Source organism: Solwaraspora sp. WMMA2059 (genome assembly GCF_027497315.1).
GTDB lineage: Bacteria > Actinomycetota > Actinomycetes > Mycobacteriales > Micromonosporaceae > Micromonospora_E.
Genome location: NZ_CP114908.1, coordinates 1,893,569 through 1,909,368 on the forward strand (window position 1 = coordinate 1,893,569; position 15,800 = coordinate 1,909,368).

Genomic DNA, 15,800 nt, shown 5'->3' on the forward strand with positions numbered 1-15,800 from the left:
ATGGACTTCACCCTCACCGAGGAACAGCGCGAGTTCCAGCAGCTGCTGCGCTCCTTCGTGGACCGCGAGATAATCCCGGTGGCCCGGGAATGGGAGCAGACCGGCCGCTACCCGACGGAGATCGTCAAAGGCATGGCCGACATGGGCCTGTTCGGCGTCACCGTCCCCGAGTCCTACGGCGGCCTCGACCTCGATCCGGTGTCGTTCGCCCTGGTCTTCGAGGAGATCTCCCGGGGCTGGATGGGCATCGCCGGCATCCTCGGCAGCCACTCGCTGGCCTGCCGCATGATCGCCATGCACGGCACCGAGGAGCAGAAGCAGGCGTACCTGCCCGCTCTGGCCACCGGTGAACGGCGCACCGGCATCGGGCTGACCGAACCCGACGCCGGCACCGACCTGCAGGGCATCCGCACCACCGCCCGCCGCGACGGCGACCACTACGTGGTCAACGGCACCAAGATCTGGATCACCAATGCCCGGTACGCCGACCCGCTGCCGGTCCTGGTCAAGACCGACCCGCAGGCCAGCCCGGCACACAAGGGCATGAGCATCCTGCTGATCGACGCCGACCTGCCCGGCTTCACCGTCACCAAGGACATCCCCAAACTCGGCTACAAGGGCACCGAGTCCTGCGAGATCCTGCTCGACGACGTCCGGGTGCCCGCCGACCGGCTGCTCGGCGGCGTCGAAGGGATCGGTCTCAAGCAGGCGCTGTCCGCCCTGGAATGGGGCCGGGTCAACATCGCCGCCCGGTCGGTCGGCATCGCCCAGCGGGCCCACGAGGAGGCCCTCGGTTACGCCCGCCAACGTAAGGCGTTCGGCAAGCACATCGCCGAGTTCCAGGCCATCCAGCTCAAGCTCGCCACCATCGCGACCCAGGTGCAGGCGGCCCGGCTGATGGCGTACTGGTCGGCCGACGCGGTCCGCCAGGGTCGCGCCGACGCGCAGACCGGCATGGCGAAGATCTTCTGCTCGGAGGTCGCCCTGGAGGCCGCCATCGACGCGATGAAGATCCACGGAGGTTACGGCTACTCGACCGAGTTCGAAGTGGAGCGGCTGTACCGCGACGCGATCCTGATGAGCATCGGCGAAGGCACCAACGATGTGCTGCGTACCGTCGTGGCGAAGGCCCTCGTACGTGGCGAGGTGACCGTCTGATGGGCGACCCGGTGCCCCCCCGGTCCTACCTGTACGTGCCCGGCCACGCCGCCGACAAGCTGGCCAAGGCGGCGCGGCGCGGCGCCGACGCGCTGATCGTCGACCTGGAGGACGCGGTGCCGCTGGCCGGCAAGGCCGCCGCCCGCGAGGCCGTCGTCGGCTGGCTCACCGCCGGACCCGGCGACCTGCCGATCTGGGTACGGGTCAACTCCGGCCCGCTGCGCGACACGGACCTACGGGCCGTCGCCGGCCAGCCGGGGCTCACCGGCGTGGTACTGGCCAAGGTCGGCACTGCCAGCGAGGTCGCTGCCGCCGCCCGGGTGCTCGCCGACGCCGCCGACCACGACACGCTGCTGATGCCGATGGTGGAGACCGCCGCCGCGCTGCTCGACATCGCGGCCATCGCCCGGCAGCCCCGGGTGTACCAGCTGCAGCTCGGTGAGGTCGACCTGGCCGGCGAACTCGGCCTGGAACCGGGCGCCGACGACGCCGAACTCGCCCCGACCCGCAGCCAGGTCGTGGTGGCCAGCGCCGCCGCCGGCATCCACCCGCCGGTCGGCCCGGTTTCCCGGATCACCGCCGACGAGGCGGCGCTGGACGCCTCGACCCGCCGGCTGCGCCGGCAGGGCTTCGTCGGCCGGGCCTGCATCCACCCGAACCAGCTGCCGGTGGTGCATCACGTCTACACGCCGACGGCCGCCGAGATCCGGGCGGCCCGCGACACCATCGCCCTGCTCGAGGCGGCCACCGCCGACGGCACTGGCGTGATGCTGGACGCGGCCGGCCGGCTGGTCGACGCGGCGGTGCTGCGTGGCGCCCGCCGTACGCTGACCCTGGCCGAACGGGCGGGCCTGGGATGAGCGGCGGCAACCGTGCCCCACGCGCTCCACGGCCGGAGCAGGTCGACCTGACCGCGGCGCGGCATCCGTGGCAGGAGGTGCCGATGCCCGGTGCCAACCTCGGTTTCCACCTCACCCGGCTGGCCTCCCGGTCGGGGGCGTTCGTCGTGCACGGCCACTTCCCGCCCGGTTTCTCCCGCGACGTCGCTGGCGGCTACCTTGTCGACGAGGAGTTCGTCGTGCTCGCCGGGGAGCTGCACCTCGGTGACGCCACCTACCGGCGTGGCGACCTGACCTACATCCCGGCCGGCGCGGTCCGGACCCGGATGACGGCACCCGGCGGTGCCACCGTGCTCGCCTGGTTCGGCGGCCCGGCGGTGTTCCATCCCGCCGACGCGCTGCCCGCCGGTGCCGCGCCGGTCGCCGAAACCGTCCACCTCGGACCGGGAGCCGCACTGCCGGACCTGCCCGGTGCCATCTGGACGCCCGGCGATCAGATCCCCGGCGGGGCCACCGGGGACGTGGTCAGCGCCGACCTGTCCGGCTGGCGGCGACTCGGCACCGGACCGGCACCACGGCCGGGCGACTACGTCCGAGTGGAGAAGTAGCCGGATGGGCGCTCCGGTCTTCACCCAGCGGTGGCTCGGCATGCAGGGCATCTTCGGCGGCTTCGTCCTCGGCCGGGTCGTCGAGGCCGCCGACAGCGTCGACGGCTTCGCCCCGCAGGCCGTCACCATGCACTTCGTGGCCGGGGTGCGCCCCGGTCCGGTGGAGCTGATCACCGAGACGCTGCACCGGGGCCGGTCCACCGCCAGCCTGCGGATCACCCTGGCCCAGCAGGGCCGGGCCCGGGTGCATGCGCTGGCGTCCCTGGTGCCGGTCGGGCAGGAGTTCAGCTGGCGTCGTCGCGAGGATCCGGCACCGTGGGGCGACCCCGAGCAGTTGCCGGCGTACGCGCCCCGGCACCGGCCGCTGGCCTACAGCGCCCAACTGGACGTGCGGGCCGCCGGCCCGCCGAGCCTCACCGACGGCACCGCCGCCTGGGTCCGCATCTCGCCGCAGACCGATCTGGGTGAGACGCTCGGCCCGCACGCCGTCGCCTCGGTCTACCTCGACGCGCTGCCGCCGGGGCTGTTCGCCCTGGCCGAGCCGCCGCACTTCGTGCCCTCGGTGGACTTCACCATCCACTTCGCCCCCGACCTCGGTGACGTCGCCGGCCAATGGCACCACGTGACCAACCGGACGGTCTGGTCGACGGCCGGCTTCTGCGTCGACGAGTCGACACTGCACGACCGGGCCGGTAACCCGATCGCCCAGCTCCGTCAAGGTCGGGCGATCCAGTGGCGGGATCCGCGCCCCGACCGGGTGCAGGCCGACGCCGCGTCGCCGGGAGCCGCCGATGGCCGGTGACAACCGGATCCTCGCCGGCCTCGACCTGGACGCCACGTTTCTCGCGGAGGAGCATCGGGCGCTGCGCACCCTCACCCGCCAGGTGGTCACCCGCGACATCGTGCCCGCCGCGCCCGACTGGGAACGGCAACGGCGGGTGCCACCCGCAGCCTTCGCCCGCCTCGGTGAGCTCGGCCTGCTCGGGTTGTCGTTTCCGCCGGAGCTCGGCGGCGGGGGTGCCGGCGTCCGGGGCGCGGTGGTGTTCAACGAGGAACTGGCCCGGTCCACCTTCGGCGGGGTGGCCAGCTCGGTCGGTACCCACACCGACTTCTCGGCGCTGCACCTGGCGCGCGCCGGCACGGCCGGGCAGATCGACCGTTGGCTGCCGGGGATCCTGGCCGGGCGTACCGTCGCCGCGCTCGCGGTGACCGAACCGGACGCGAGCTCCGACCTGACCCGGCTGGCGGTACGGGCCCGCCGCAACGGGGACAGCTATCAGCTCGACGGCACCAAGACGTTCATCACCAACGCCAACATCGCCGGGATCTTCCTCGTCGTGGCCCGCACCGGCGGACCCGGTCGGCACGGACTGTCGCTGTTCGCCGTCGAACGAGACACCCCCGGCCTGGCCAACGGGCGCACCTTCGACAAGTCCGGCTGGCACAGCTCCGACACCGGCGAACTGGTCCTCACCGGCTGCCGGGTGCCGGCGTACGCCCGGATCGGCGCCGAAGGAGACGGCTTCGCGCTGATGATGGCCGGCCTCGACCACGAGCGGCTCTGCCTGGCCGCGCAGGCGGTCGGGCTGGCCGAGGCGGCGTTGGCCGCGGTCCTGGCCTCGGTGCGGCTCCGACCCGCGTACGGCGGGGTGCTCTGGGACAAGCAGGCGATCCGGCACCGGGTCGCCGACCTCGTCGGCCGGCTCGCCGCCGGCAAGACGCTGCTGTACCACGCCGCCACGCAGGCCGACCGGGGTGCCGACACGCGGGCGTACGCCGCCGTGCTCAAGTCACAGCTGCCGGAGCTGGCCAACGAGATCGCGTACAGTGCGGTGCAGTTTCTCGGCGGTGCCGGGTTCGTGCAGGACGGACCGGTGGAGCGGATCGCCCGCGACGTGCGGTTCCTGGCCATCGGCGGCGGCTCCACCGAGGTGATGCGCGACGAGGTGGCCCGCCTGCTCTGACCAGGCACGCACAGTCCTCACTACCTGGCGATCAGACTTCAGGCGCGTCAAGAAGGTCGCTGGATGCTGGCGGCATCCGAAGGATCTTGGTGAAGCGGGTGCGGACATCCTGATCGGCGATCTTGAGTAGGTCGTCGAGAGCCGCCTGCATCGCCAGACTGGGCTGCGTGGGCTGCCTGTGGTCCTCCCACGCGGTGACGGTCGAAGTGGCGACGCGAATCCGTTCGGCGAACGCTTCGACGCTGAGCCGCAATGCCTCTCTCAACGCGAGAACTTCCTGCCTGCCCCATCGAGCGATCGTGAGCGCGCATTCACAGCCGGCTGAACTGGCCATCCATCCGTCAGCCGGATACGTCGGCGCGGCTGCCTGACGGCGTCGCAGTCTGTCCTGTTCGGCGGCCCACGTTCGATGTGCCCGGAGCGTGTTGACCAGGGTGTGGAGCTTGTCGAACGCATCCACCAGCGTTCCTCCGGCGCCAAGTTCGCGATCGGCTCGTTCCCAGAAGCTACGGGGTATTGATTCTCGGCCGATCTCTACATTAGCTACTGCACTTCGGGAGTAGGCGGTCCGCTTGGCGAGGGCAGCCTGGGTCATGCCGGCTGCCTTGCGCCAGTGAGCTAGTCGACGACCCAACGATTTTTGCACCTCGCGAATCTGTTCAGAAGTAACCGTCCCGAGGGCCGAGTCCATTTGATCACCTGTCTCGTCTGCCGAGAAATGCGTACGAGTGCGACCTGTCGCCGTTTTGCGTCGCGGCCTACTGTCCGATAGTGTTGCAGCATCGTACGATGTAGGCAAGTGTCAGGCCGCGATGCCTACGTGGACTCGCTGGTGGCGCATAAGGGAGGATCAACGCATGGCCGGTTTCACTCCACCGACGCCTCGGTCTCGCCGTCTCGGCAGGGAGCTGCGGCGACTACGCGAGGCACGCAGTCTCACGCAGGGAGACGCGGCCAAGCTGCTCAAGTGCTCGCAGCAGCGGATCGCCCGTATCGAGTCCGGCGACATCAAGCCGCGTCCGCGCGATGTGCTGGAGATCCTCGTCGCCTACGGCGTCCCACACGACGAAGAGCACGGGCTGGCGCTCCGTAACATGGCCGAGCAGGTGCGGGAACAGGGCTGGTGGCAGCGGCTCAACACGCTGCCGGCCCGCTACGCCACGTTCATCGCCTACGAGGCTGAGGCTACGGATCTTCGGCAGTTCCAGCCGACCCTCATCCCTGGGCTCATCCAGACCCGCGCGTACGCCGAATCGGTGATCCGCATCGGTCGGGAGACCGACCAAGAGGAGATCGTTCAGCGTGTCGAGGCGCGTCTCAAGCGTCAGGAGGTGCTGACGCTGCGCCAGCCGCCGCTTCGGCTGCAGGCGACCATCACGGAGCAGTCGTTGATGTTGGAGGTCGGCGACGTCAATCTTCGTCGCGAGCAACTGGACCACCTCATCAAGGTCTCCGCGCTACCCAACGTCACCGTGCAGGTCCTGACGCTCGCCGCCGGTGCCCACCTCGCCGTGCACGGTGGGTTCGAGGTCCTGACGTTCGTGGATGGTGATCCGCCTCTTGGCTACATTGAGACCCTGGCGGGAGAATTGTTCCTGGAGTCGCCAGAGGAGATTCGGCGGCTCACGGGCGTGTTCGATCACCTGCTCTCCCTGGCGCTGTCGCCCAGGGAGTCGATCCGATTGATTCAGGAGAAAAAGGATGGACTCGGTTAAGTGGTTCAAGTCCAGTCGATCCGGCAACAACGGGTCGTGTGTGGAGGTCGCTGACCTGGGCGGGAACGCTGTCGGGGTAAGGGACACCAAGGCCCGGGGGCAGGGGCCGATCCTGACGTTCACACAGGTTGAGTGGCAGGCGTTCATCGGTGGCGCGAAGCTCGGGGCGTTCGACTTGACCGACTGACTCAACCGCGACGCTCGTCGACGAGATGGCAGGCGGCCAGGTGACCGTCGCCGCGTACGGTCAGGGCCGGATCGTCGACGGCGCAGCGGTCGAACGCGGCCGGGCAGCGGGTCCGGAACCGGCAGCCGCTCGGCGGATCGGCGGGGGAGGGGACAGCGCCCTGCAGGATGATCCGCTGGCGGGAGCGTTCGGCGACCGGGTCCGGCACCGGCACCGCCGACAACAGCGCCCGGGTGTACGGGTGGGCCGCCCGGGTGAACAGGGTGGCCCGGTCGGCGATCTCGACGATCCGACCCAGGTACATCACCGCGATCCGGTCGCTGAGGTGCCCGACGGCGGCCAGGTCGTGGGCGACGAACAGGTACGCCAGCCCGAGCGAGTCGCGCAGGTCCTCCAGCAGGTTGATGATCTGCGCCTGGATCGACACGTCCAGGGCGGCGATCGGTTCGTCGGCGACGATCAGGTCCGGCTCCCCGGCCAGCGCACGGGCGATCCCGATGCGCTGGCGCTGCCCGCCGGAGAACTCGTGCGGATGCCGGTTGGCGTGGTCGGGGTCCAGGCCGACCAGTTCCAGCAGCTCACCGACCCGGTGCCGGCGGGCCGTCGCGCCCTTGTGCAGGCCGTGCACGTCCAACGGCTCGGCGATGATCGCACCGACCGACATCCGTGGGTCGAGTGAGGCGTACGGATCCTGAAAGATCATCGTCAGGTGCCGGCGCATCGCCCGCATCCGGCGCAGACCGAGCGCGGTCAGCTCGACGTCGCCCAGGGTGACCGTGCCGAAGGTGGGCTCGACCAGCCGCAGCACCGCCAGCCCGGTGGTGCTCTTGCCGCAGCCGGACTCGCCGACCAGGCCGAGGGTCTCGCCGGCGGCGATGTCGAAACTGACCCCGTCGACGGCCCGAATCGGCTGGGCCGACCGGCCCATGCCGCGCTGCGGAAAGTGCACCTGCAGGTCGGTCACCCGCAGCAGCGGCCCATGCTCAGCCATCCTGGCCTGCCGGTACGTCGTAGAAGCAGGCCACCCGGTGCCCGCCGGCGGCAACGGTACGCAGCGGCGGCACCTCGCTGGCCGCCCGCTCGTCGTGCCGGTAGCCGCAGCGCGGGTGGAACGCGCATCCGGGCGGCAACGCCGTCGGGTCCGGTGGCTGGCCGCCGATGGTCGCCAGCCGACGTGGCCGCTCGACGCCGACGCGCGGCACCGCCGACAGCAACCCGATGGTGTACGGGTGCCGGGGTGCGGCGTACAGGTTGTCGACGCCGGCCTCCTCCAGGATCCGGCCGGCGTACATCACCGCGACCCGGTCGGCGATGCCGGCCACCACCCCGAGATCGTGGGTGATCCACACGACGGCGAGCCCGAGCCGTTGCTGCAGCCCGGCGACGACGTCGAGGATCTGTGCCTGGGTGGTGACGTCCAGCGCGGTGGTCGCCTCGTCGGCGAGCAGCACCCGTGGCTCGCAGGCCAACGCCATGGCGATCATGACCCGTTGGCGCATGCCGCCGGAGAACTGGTGTGGGTAGTCGTCGAGCCGGCGGCGGGCGTCCGGCAGGCCGACCTGGTCGAGCAGGTCGGCCGCCCGGTCCCGGGCGGCGGCACCGGTGGCGTGGCCGTGCAGCACGATCGGCTCGACCAGCTGCGACCCGATGGTCTTTACCGGATTCAGCGACGTCATCGGGTCCTGGAAGACCATCGCGATCTGGTTGCCCCGGACCCGGCGCAACTGCCGTTCGTCGAGGGCCAGCAGGTCGGTGCCGTCCAGCAGGGCCTGCCCACCGACCCGGGCCGGCTCGTCGAGCAGCCCCATCACCGCCAGCGCGGCGACCGTCTTGCCGGAACCGGATTCGCCGACGATGGCGAGGGTCTCGCCGGCGTGCACGTCGTAGCTGACCCCATTGACCACCCGGGCGACGCCGCGTCGGGTGCCGATGCGCACCGTCAGGTCGCGTACCGACAGCACCGGGTCTCCGGTGGCCGGGGCGTCGCCCGTCGGGTCGCCGCTCATCCGCCCTGCCCTCTCGACTCGATGACGGAGCGCTGCCGTGGGTCGAGCGCGTCGCGCAGCCCGTCGCCGACCACGTTGAACGCCAACACGGTCAGCAGGATCGCCAGGCCGGGGAAGATGCCCATCCACGGGGCCAGGCTGACGAAGTCGCGGCCCTCGGCGAGCATCCGGCCCCAGGCCGGGTCGGGGCGCTGCACCCCGAGGCCGAGGAACGACAGTGCCGCCTCGGCCAGGATGGCGAAGGCCAGGCTCAGCGAGGTCTGCACGATCACCGGCGCGGCGATGTTCGGCAGCACGTGCCGGACGAGGATTCGCAGATCACCGGCACCGACGGCGCGGGCCGCCAGAACGTACAGCTGGGTGGTGGCGACCATGGTCGCGGCCCGCACGATCCGGGCGAAGATCGGGGTGTAGACGATGCCGATCGCGATCATCGCGTTGGTGATGCCGGGCCCGAGGATCGCCAGAACGGCGATGGCGAGCAGGATCGCCGGGAACGCGAACAGGACGTCCATGGTGCGCATCAGCACCGCGTCGGCCGCGCCCGCGTAGTAGCCGGCGACCAGGCCGATCGCCAACCCGGCGGCGAGCGAGATGCCGACCGCGACCATCCCCACCTGCAGCGACACCCGGGCACCGACCAGCACCCGGCTGAGCACGTCGCGGCCCAGGTTGTCGGTGCCGAACGGATGGGCGGGCGACGGTGCGGCCAACCGGCCGGGCACGTCGATGGCGTTCGGGTCGTACGGGGCCAGCCACGGACCGAACGCGGCGACCACGGCCAGCCCGGTGAGCACCAGCAGCCCGGCCAGTGCCAGCCGGTTGCCCAGCAGCAGGGTGAACAGTCGGCGGGTCACCGGTGGCGCACCCGGGGGTCGAGGTAGCTGTAGAGCAGGTCCACCAGGAAGTTGACGACGAGGAACATCAGCGCGACGGCCAGCACCGCGCCCTGCAACAGGCTGTAGTCGCGGCGCACCACCGCGTCGTACGCTAGCCGGCCCAGCCCCGGCCACTCGAAGATCACCTCGACGATGACGACGCCGCCGAGCAGGAAGCCGAGCTGCAGGCCGACTGCGGTGACGATCGGGATCCAGGCGTTGGGCAGCACGTGCCGGCGAACCGTCTGCCAGCGGGACAGCCCCTTGGCCCGGGCGGTACGCGCGTAGTCCTGGTGCAGCGCCTCCAGCACCGCCGAGCGGACGAACCGGGTCAGCACCGAGCCGGAGATCAGCCCGACGGTCAGCGCCGGCAGCACCAGGTGCCGCAGCGCCCGCACCGGATCGTCCAACGGCGACACGTAGCCCGACGCCGGCAGCCAGCCCAGCACCAGGGCGAAGAGCAGGATGTACATGATCCCGCTCCAGAAATCCGGCACCGAGACCCAGAGCTGGCTGAACGCGGTGGCGAGCCGGTCGATCAGCGATCCGGAGCGCATCGCCGAGACGATCCCCAGCGGCAGGGCGATCGCCAGCGCGACGGTCAGCGCGGCACCGGCGAGCAGGCTGGTCGGGCCGAGCCGGGCCAGCAGCAGCAGGGTCACCGGCTCACCGCTGCGGAAGCTGACCCCCAGGTCACCGGTGAGCGCCCGGCCCAGCCACCGGAAGTACTGGACGACGATCGGCTGGTCCAGCCCGGCCCGGGCCCGCATCGCCTGGTACAGGCTTTCGTCGAAGCGGGTGCCCAGGGCCAGCCGGATCGGGTCGCCGGGCACCAGATGCACGATGAGGAACACCGCGACGCTCACCCCGAGCATCGCGATCACCGCCTGCAGTGCCCGCCACAGCAGGAAGCGCGCCATCGCGCCGGCTCAGCCGCCGAGCCGTACGGTGCGCAGCCGGGTCTTGCCGTCGGGGTGCATCTCGACCCCGGACACCTGCGGCACCCAGGCCAGCGAGGCCTGTGGACTGTAGAGGTAGCCGTAGCTGACGTCGTCGATGATGAACCGGGCGGCCTGGTCGTACAGCGGCTTGCGGTCCGCGTCGGCGACGGTGGCCCGTGCCTGGTCGAGCAGCTGGTCCACCTGCGGGTTGGCGTACCCGTGGAAGTTGAACGAGCCGGTCGAGTGGTGCTGGCCGTAGTAGGCGTACTCGCCGTCGAGGTTGTTCAACCAGCCCAGGACGTAGCAGTCGTAGCTGCCGGCGCCCTGCTCGTCGAGCCAGCTGGCGAAGTCCAGGGTGCGGATCTCGACGTCGACGCCGACGTCGCCCCACTGGCTGGCGAGCACCTCGGCGGCCGCAAGAGTGTGTGGGAACTCGTTGGTGAGCATCAGGTCCATGCTCAGGTCGGTCACGCCGGCCTCGGCGAGCAGCTCGCGGGCCTGGTCCGGGTCGTAGCTGAACGGGGCGTAGTCGGTGGCCCAGAAGTTGCCCGGCGGCATCGCCGACTGCACCGGTGTGGCGGCGTCGAAGTACGCGGCCTGGGCGACCTGCTCCCGGTCGATGGCGAAGGACAGCGCCCGGCGTACGTCGATGTCGTCGAACGGCGCCCGGTCGAAGTTGCAGGTGAAGTACCAGTAGTCGTTGCTGGCCTGCTGGCCGAGCTCTACATCGGGGTCGTCGCGCAGGGTGGCGATCTCCTGGGCAGGCACGTTGTTGGTCAGGTGCACGGCACCGGTGCGCAGGTTGGTCAGCGCGGTGGTCGGCTCGGAGACGAACCGGAACTCGACCCGGTCGACGTACGGTCCGTCGCCCCAGTAGTCCGGGTTGGCCTCCAGCACGATCCGGTCACCGGGGGTGTAGCTGACGAACCGGAACGGCCCGGTGCCGATTGCGTCGGTGGTCAGTCCGTCTCCGTCGATCAGCTCGGGGGCGACGATCGCCATCCCCTTGAACCCGCCGATGTTGGCCAGCAGGTTGGGGGTCGGCTGGTTGAGGACGAACTCCACCGTACGGTCGTCGACCTCGCGTACCTCGTCGACGGTTTCGAACCGCCAGGCGTTCGCTGCGGTCTCCGCGTCGGTGATCCGTTCGAAGCTGGCGACCACGTCGCTGGCGGTGAACTCCCGCCCGTTGTGCCAGGTGACGCCGTCGCGCAGCTGGAAGGTCCAGGTGAGCAGGTCCTCGCTGACCTCCCACTCGGTGGCCAGCGCGGGTTGGAAGCTCAGGTCGGGGGCCGGCTCCACCAATGTGTCGTAGACGTTCTCCAGTACCAGGAAGGTGGGCGACGCGGTGGAGACGTGCACGTCGAGGCTGTCCGGCTCGCTGGAGATGGCCACCACCAGCGTGCCGTCGGAGGTGGCCGACCCGTCGTCGGTCTCCAGGGACTCGCCGGCCGAGCAGCCGGCCAGCGCGAGCGCCGCGACGGCGGCGAGGCTCGTCGCGCGCACGGCAGACCGGGCGGTACGCGCGGATCGCCGCCGGTACGGGAACGCTGGGGAGGGATTCACCGTCTGTCTCCTACCTCGTTGTCGCCGTTACGGGCTTGACGGGCCGGGTTGCGTCGACGGGATGGTGCACGTCGGGGCTGGTGCACATCGCCAACTGCGTGGTGCCGCCTGATGATGCCGCGACTGGCTGCGGATCGGTGCACCGACCCTAGTCGATCGCTGCAGGGGTCACAACTCGATGACCGCAGGTGACTGCGTCCGCAGGTGACCGTGTCCGCAGGTGACCGTGGCCACGCCGGGCGGGCCGGTGGTAACAGGTAACGATAGGGTCGTCGGTCGTGGGAAGACTGTGGCAGGGCGTCACCGCGACCGTGGGCCGGCTGGCCGGTCAACGCGTACCGGCGCAACGGAGCCCGACACCGGCAAAGCTGGCCCGGCGCCGGCAGGTGGCCGCGTTGCAGCGCCGACAGCTGTCGTACGCACCCGAGCTGGACGGGCACGCCGATCCCGGCGAGATCGTCTGGACCTGGGTGTCGTACGAGGAGGACCCCCGGCAGGGCAAGGACCGCCCGGTCCTGGTGGTGGGCCGGCGCAGCCGTACCCTGTTCGGGCTGATGCTGTCCAGCCAGTCCGACCGCGACGGGCAGCGGCACTGGCTGTCGCTGGGCACCTGGGGTGACGACGGCCGGCCGAGTTGGATCCGGCTCGACCGGGTGCTCACCATGCGGGAGGACAGCATCCGGCGTGAGGGTGCCATCCTCGACCGGGGCCGGTTCGACCGGGTGTGCCAGGCGTTGCGGGCCGGTTACGGCTGGTCCTGACCGGGTCACCGCCCGCCGGTGGCCGGCGACGACGAAGATTGCCGTCGGGGACAGTTCGCCGACACGTCACGACAGCGTGCCCTGCCCGCCACCGGGCGGTTGCCATGCTGGCCGGATGGTGATGGTGACGGCATCATGAGGATCGTTCGGCTGGCGAATTTCATCACCGGCAGCTCCGGTGGGTTACGGACCGCGCTGCGGGAACTCGGCACCGGCTACCTGGCCGCCGGCCACGAGCCGGTGCTGGTGGTGCCGGGTGCGGCCGATGCGGACGAGGACACGGCACAGGGCCGGGTGATCACCGTCGCTGGTCCTGTGGTGCCCGGCACCGGCGGCTACCGGGTGCTGCTGGGCCGCTCCCGGGTACGCCGGTTGCTCGCCGAGCTCGCCCCGGATCGCCTGGAGGTCTCCGACCGCACCACGCTGCGGTGGACCGGGCAGTGGGCGCGGCGGCACGGCGTACCCGCGTTGATGGTCTCCCACGAGACGCTCGACGGCCTGTTGCGGTTGCCGTTCGGTGCCCGATCCGCCGGCCCGGCGAAGCAGACCGAGCGGATCGCCGATCGGCTCAACGCGGCGACCGCCGCCGCGTACGACCGGGTGGTGTGCACCACCGACTGGGCCGCGCGCGAGTTCGCCCGCATCGGGGCGGACAACCTGGTCCGGGTGCCGCTCGGTGTGGATCTCGACCAGTTCCATCCCCGTCGCTACGACGAGACGGTACGCGAGCAGTACACGCCCGACGGGGAACTGCTGGTGCTGCACTGCGCCCGGCTGTCCGCCGAGAAGTGCCCCGAGCGGGTCCTCGCGGCGCTGGCCGCGCTGCGCGACCGGGGCGTACCCGCCGTCGGGGTGATAGTCGGCACCGGCCCTCGTCAGGCGGGTCTGCGCGCACACGCCGTCGAGGCCGGGCTGACCGTGCACTTCGCCAACTACGTCGGCGACCGCGACGAGGTCGCCCGGCTGCTGGCCAGCGCCGACGTGGTGATCGCACCCGGGCCGGTGGAGACCTTCGGCCTGGCGGCCCTGGAGTCACTGGCCAGTGGCACCCCGGTGGTGGTCGCCGCGGAGAGCGCGCTACCGGAGGTGATCGGTGACGCCGGGCTGGCGGTGGCCGGCGGCGGGCAGGAGTACGCGGACGCGATCTGCGAACTGGCCGGCCGACCGGCGGCGGCGCGACGCCCGGCGGCCCGTCGCCGGGCGGAGGGCTTTCCCTGGTCGGCGGCGGTTGACGGCTTTCTCCGCGCGCACCGAGGCGGCGCTGGCGCTGACCAGTTCGCCGGCGCTGCTCGCTCCCGGTCCGAGTCCGGCACCGCGTGCGACAGCGCCGGGCGTGGGCATCGATCTGCCCGCGCCCGGCGCTGATCTGCCGGCGGATCAGGTGGTCAGCACCTGACCCAGTCCAGGTTGAACAGGGTGTCGACGTTGCCCTCGGTCGTGATCATCGACATGCTGGCCTGGCCGCTGGAGGTGCCTGCGTCCACTCGCAGCTCGGTGTTGATGTTCAGCACCCGCTGTTGCCCACAGGGGACGTACACCAGCACCGGTGCGTGATCCGCGGTGGCCCAGAAGCCGTTGTATGGTCCGCCGAACGTGGCGTCGGTACGGCTGTTGTCGGACGAGCCCTGCCAGTAGTAGTTCGTCCGCTGTCGGCCGGTCGCCCCACTGGGGATCCGGGCCCGACCTCGGTAGTCCGCGGTGGCGACCGCGAAGGTCCAGCCCGCCGGCACCTTGACGAGCACGCCGAGCTGGCAGTTCTTCCGGCTGTCCGTCGGGTCGGCCCCGTCACCGACGGTAGCGAGGAAATCGTAGTAGCGGATCCGGAAGCCGGTGTTGTCGGAGTTGGCGACGACCCTGGCCGTGCCGGGCGCGCAGCCTGAACCACTGGCGGCCACCACCTCCACGGTGATGTCGCTGTCCGGCACGGCACTCGGCGTCGCCGGGGAGGCATGGGCCGGAGCGGTCAGGGTCAGCGCGAGAACCATGCCGAGTGCGGCGAACATTCCGTGTCTCGCGCCGGTGAGGCTTCTTTTCATTCCGTTCCCCTCGGGGCTCAGGTTATGACGGCTGGGGCACACACGACTTTGCAGAACAACCGGGCCGTGGATCTTTGTCTGCTGGACCCGTGGATCATGGTGGATTGGGTCCAGAGTGTTTCGGCCGGGCGTCCTGCGAAAGGATGATAGCGATGAGCGTCGATTCATGCAAGCATCTTCCAACGTCGATATGTTGATATTGATTCCGCCCAGGTCGCACGTGGTGGGCCCGTTTGGGTGGGATCAACTAGTCAGTCATTGGAGGCAAATTGATCGACCTCTAGGCATGTTATGGGTGGTTTGCCTGCCTTGCGTGGTCGCTGCCTACTCCGTCTGTTCGGTTGGCGGGTTGGCGGCGAGATGGCGTACGATCAATTTCTGGAACCACTCCGAGCAATTGAATTTACGTTGACAACGATCAATGCTGTACGTAGATTGTTGCGCACGCATCGTCGCATCACCCTACGGAGGAGGTTTCATGCGCAAACTGCTGACGCGTGGCGGCGTGGTGCTTGCATTGCTCGCCTCATCTTTGATCTCGGGTGCACCCGCGTCCGCCAAGGGGATCCTGGATGACCCACCGGACGACCACGTCGTGATCGATCTCGTCGCGATGGCGGGTTCCGGTTGTCGACCAGGTACCGCCGACGTCGCCGTCTCGCCGGACAACACCGCCTTCACCACCATCTACAGCGACTACCTGGTACAGGCGGGTCCGGGTATCTCGGTCACCGACGGTCGCCGGAACTGCCAGCTCAACGTGCTGGTGCACGCGCCGGCGGGCTACACCTTCGCGATCGTGAAGGTGGACTACCGTGGCTACGGGCTGCTCAGCCCAGGTGCCATCGCCACGCAGCGGGCCAACTACTACTTCCAGGGAATGACTCAGGGCACCTTCAGCAGCCATCCGATTCCGGCTCCGCTGGACGACAACTGGATGGTGAGCGACGAGGTGCCGATCGCCTCCGTGGTCTGGCATCCGTGTGGCGAGATCCGCAACCTCAACATCAACACCGAGTTGCGCCTGAGCAAGGGATCGTCGACGGACGTCAGCTTCCTGACCATGGACTCGACGGACGGCAGCATCGAGACGATGTACCACCTGGCCTGGCAGCCCTGCCCGTGAACTGACTGACCCCTA

General features: G+C 70.2%; 17 protein-coding genes. 10 read left to right on the forward strand and 7 right to left on the reverse strand.

Annotated elements, in window-relative coordinates:
• From O7553_RS08670 to O7553_RS08690, 5 genes are read left to right on the forward strand one after another with little or no spacing between them, the layout of a single operon-like run.
• Nucleotides 1–1,158 (forward strand): acyl-CoA dehydrogenase family protein, encoded by a 1,158-nt coding sequence (locus O7553_RS08670; protein WP_281554299.1) that lies wholly within the window; start codon nucleotides 1–3, stop codon nucleotides 1,156–1,158.
• The gene (locus tag O7553_RS08675; protein WP_281554300.1) at nucleotides 1,158–2,018 is read left to right on the forward strand and encodes a CoA ester lyase; all 861 of its coding nucleotides are present in this window, start codon (nucleotides 1,158–1,160) and stop codon (nucleotides 2,016–2,018) included. The genes O7553_RS08670 and O7553_RS08675 overlap by 1 nt, the downstream gene beginning before the upstream one ends.
• Nucleotides 2,015–2,605 (forward strand): hypothetical protein, encoded by a 591-nt coding sequence (locus tag O7553_RS08680; RefSeq protein ID WP_281554301.1) that lies wholly within the window; start codon nucleotides 2,015–2,017, stop codon nucleotides 2,603–2,605. Before O7553_RS08675 ends, O7553_RS08680 begins: the two co-directional genes overlap by 4 nt.
• A gap of 4 nt (nucleotides 2,606–2,609) precedes the next feature.
• Entirely contained in the window at nucleotides 2,610–3,407 is a 798-nt protein-coding gene (locus O7553_RS08685) for a thioesterase family protein (RefSeq protein ID WP_281554302.1), read from the forward strand.
• On the forward strand, nucleotides 3,397–4,569 hold the full coding sequence (locus tag O7553_RS08690; RefSeq protein ID WP_281554303.1) for an acyl-CoA dehydrogenase family protein: 1,173 nt from the start codon (nucleotides 3,397–3,399) through the stop codon (nucleotides 4,567–4,569). The genes O7553_RS08685 and O7553_RS08690 overlap by 11 nt, the downstream gene beginning before the upstream one ends.
• Before the next feature lie 31 nt (nucleotides 4,570–4,600).
• Here the strand turns inward: O7553_RS08690 and O7553_RS08695 are convergent, their stop codons facing one another.
• Nucleotides 4,601–5,029, reverse strand: coding sequence for a helix-turn-helix domain-containing protein (locus O7553_RS08695; protein ID WP_281554304.1), 429 nt, complete (start codon nucleotides 5,027–5,029; stop codon nucleotides 4,601–4,603).
• 397 nt (nucleotides 5,030–5,426) lie between these two features.
• On the opposite strand from O7553_RS08695, the gene O7553_RS08700 reads away from it, so the two are divergent.
• Both O7553_RS08700 and O7553_RS08705 read left to right on the forward strand, forming a co-directional pair.
• The gene (locus O7553_RS08700) at nucleotides 5,427–6,284 is read left to right on the forward strand and encodes a helix-turn-helix transcriptional regulator (protein ID WP_281554305.1); all 858 of its coding nucleotides are present in this window, start codon (nucleotides 5,427–5,429) and stop codon (nucleotides 6,282–6,284) included.
• On the forward strand, nucleotides 6,271–6,471 hold the full coding sequence (locus O7553_RS08705; protein ID WP_281554306.1) for a DUF397 domain-containing protein: 201 nt from the start codon (nucleotides 6,271–6,273) through the stop codon (nucleotides 6,469–6,471). The genes O7553_RS08700 and O7553_RS08705 overlap by 14 nt, the downstream gene beginning before the upstream one ends.
• 1 nt (nucleotide 6,472) lies before the next feature.
• Here O7553_RS08705 and O7553_RS08710 read toward each other — a convergent pair whose 3' ends face one another.
• From O7553_RS08710 to O7553_RS08730, 5 genes are read right to left on the reverse strand one after another with little or no spacing between them, the layout of a single operon-like run.
• Nucleotides 6,473–7,399, reverse strand: coding sequence for an oligopeptide/dipeptide ABC transporter ATP-binding protein (locus tag O7553_RS08710; RefSeq protein ID WP_281555538.1), 927 nt, complete (start codon nucleotides 7,397–7,399; stop codon nucleotides 6,473–6,475).
• Nucleotides 7,400–7,454: 55 nt separating this feature from the next.
• Entirely contained in the window at nucleotides 7,455–8,477 is a 1,023-nt protein-coding gene (locus O7553_RS08715) for an ABC transporter ATP-binding protein (protein ID WP_281554307.1), read from the reverse strand.
• Entirely contained in the window at nucleotides 8,474–9,334 is an 861-nt protein-coding gene (locus O7553_RS08720; RefSeq protein ID WP_281554308.1) for an ABC transporter permease, read from the reverse strand. Before O7553_RS08720 ends, O7553_RS08715 begins: the two co-directional genes overlap by 4 nt.
• Nucleotides 9,331–10,275 carry an ABC transporter permease gene (locus O7553_RS08725; protein WP_281554309.1) on the reverse strand — a complete coding sequence of 315 codons (945 nt, stop codon included), beginning with the start codon at nucleotides 10,273–10,275 and terminating at the stop codon, nucleotides 9,331–9,333. Before O7553_RS08725 ends, O7553_RS08720 begins: the two co-directional genes overlap by 4 nt.
• Nucleotides 10,276–10,284: 9 nt before the next feature.
• On the reverse strand, nucleotides 10,285–11,862 hold the full coding sequence (locus tag O7553_RS08730) for an ABC transporter substrate-binding protein (RefSeq protein WP_281554310.1): 1,578 nt from the start codon (nucleotides 11,860–11,862) through the stop codon (nucleotides 10,285–10,287).
• A gap of 278 nt (nucleotides 11,863–12,140) precedes the next feature.
• On the opposite strand from O7553_RS08730, the gene O7553_RS08735 reads away from it, so the two are divergent.
• A complete protein-coding gene (locus O7553_RS08735) occupies nucleotides 12,141–12,623 on the forward strand; it encodes a type II toxin-antitoxin system PemK/MazF family toxin (protein WP_281554311.1) in 483 nt (160 codons plus the stop codon).
• Between the two features lie 135 nt (nucleotides 12,624–12,758).
• On the forward strand, nucleotides 12,759–13,988 hold the full coding sequence (locus tag O7553_RS08740; protein ID WP_281554312.1) for a glycosyltransferase: 1,230 nt from the start codon (nucleotides 12,759–12,761) through the stop codon (nucleotides 13,986–13,988).
• 20 nt (nucleotides 13,989–14,008) lie between these two features.
• Here the strand turns inward: O7553_RS08740 and O7553_RS08745 are convergent, their stop codons facing one another.
• Nucleotides 14,009–14,659 (reverse strand): DUF4360 domain-containing protein, encoded by a 651-nt coding sequence (locus O7553_RS08745; RefSeq protein WP_281554313.1) that lies wholly within the window; start codon nucleotides 14,657–14,659, stop codon nucleotides 14,009–14,011.
• 478 nt (nucleotides 14,660–15,137) lie between these two features.
• On the opposite strand from O7553_RS08745, the gene O7553_RS08750 reads away from it, so the two are divergent.
• Entirely contained in the window at nucleotides 15,138–15,785 is a 648-nt protein-coding gene (locus tag O7553_RS08750) for a DUF4360 domain-containing protein (RefSeq protein WP_281554314.1), read from the forward strand.
• The last annotated feature ends 15 nt before the right edge of the window (nucleotides 15,786–15,800 follow it).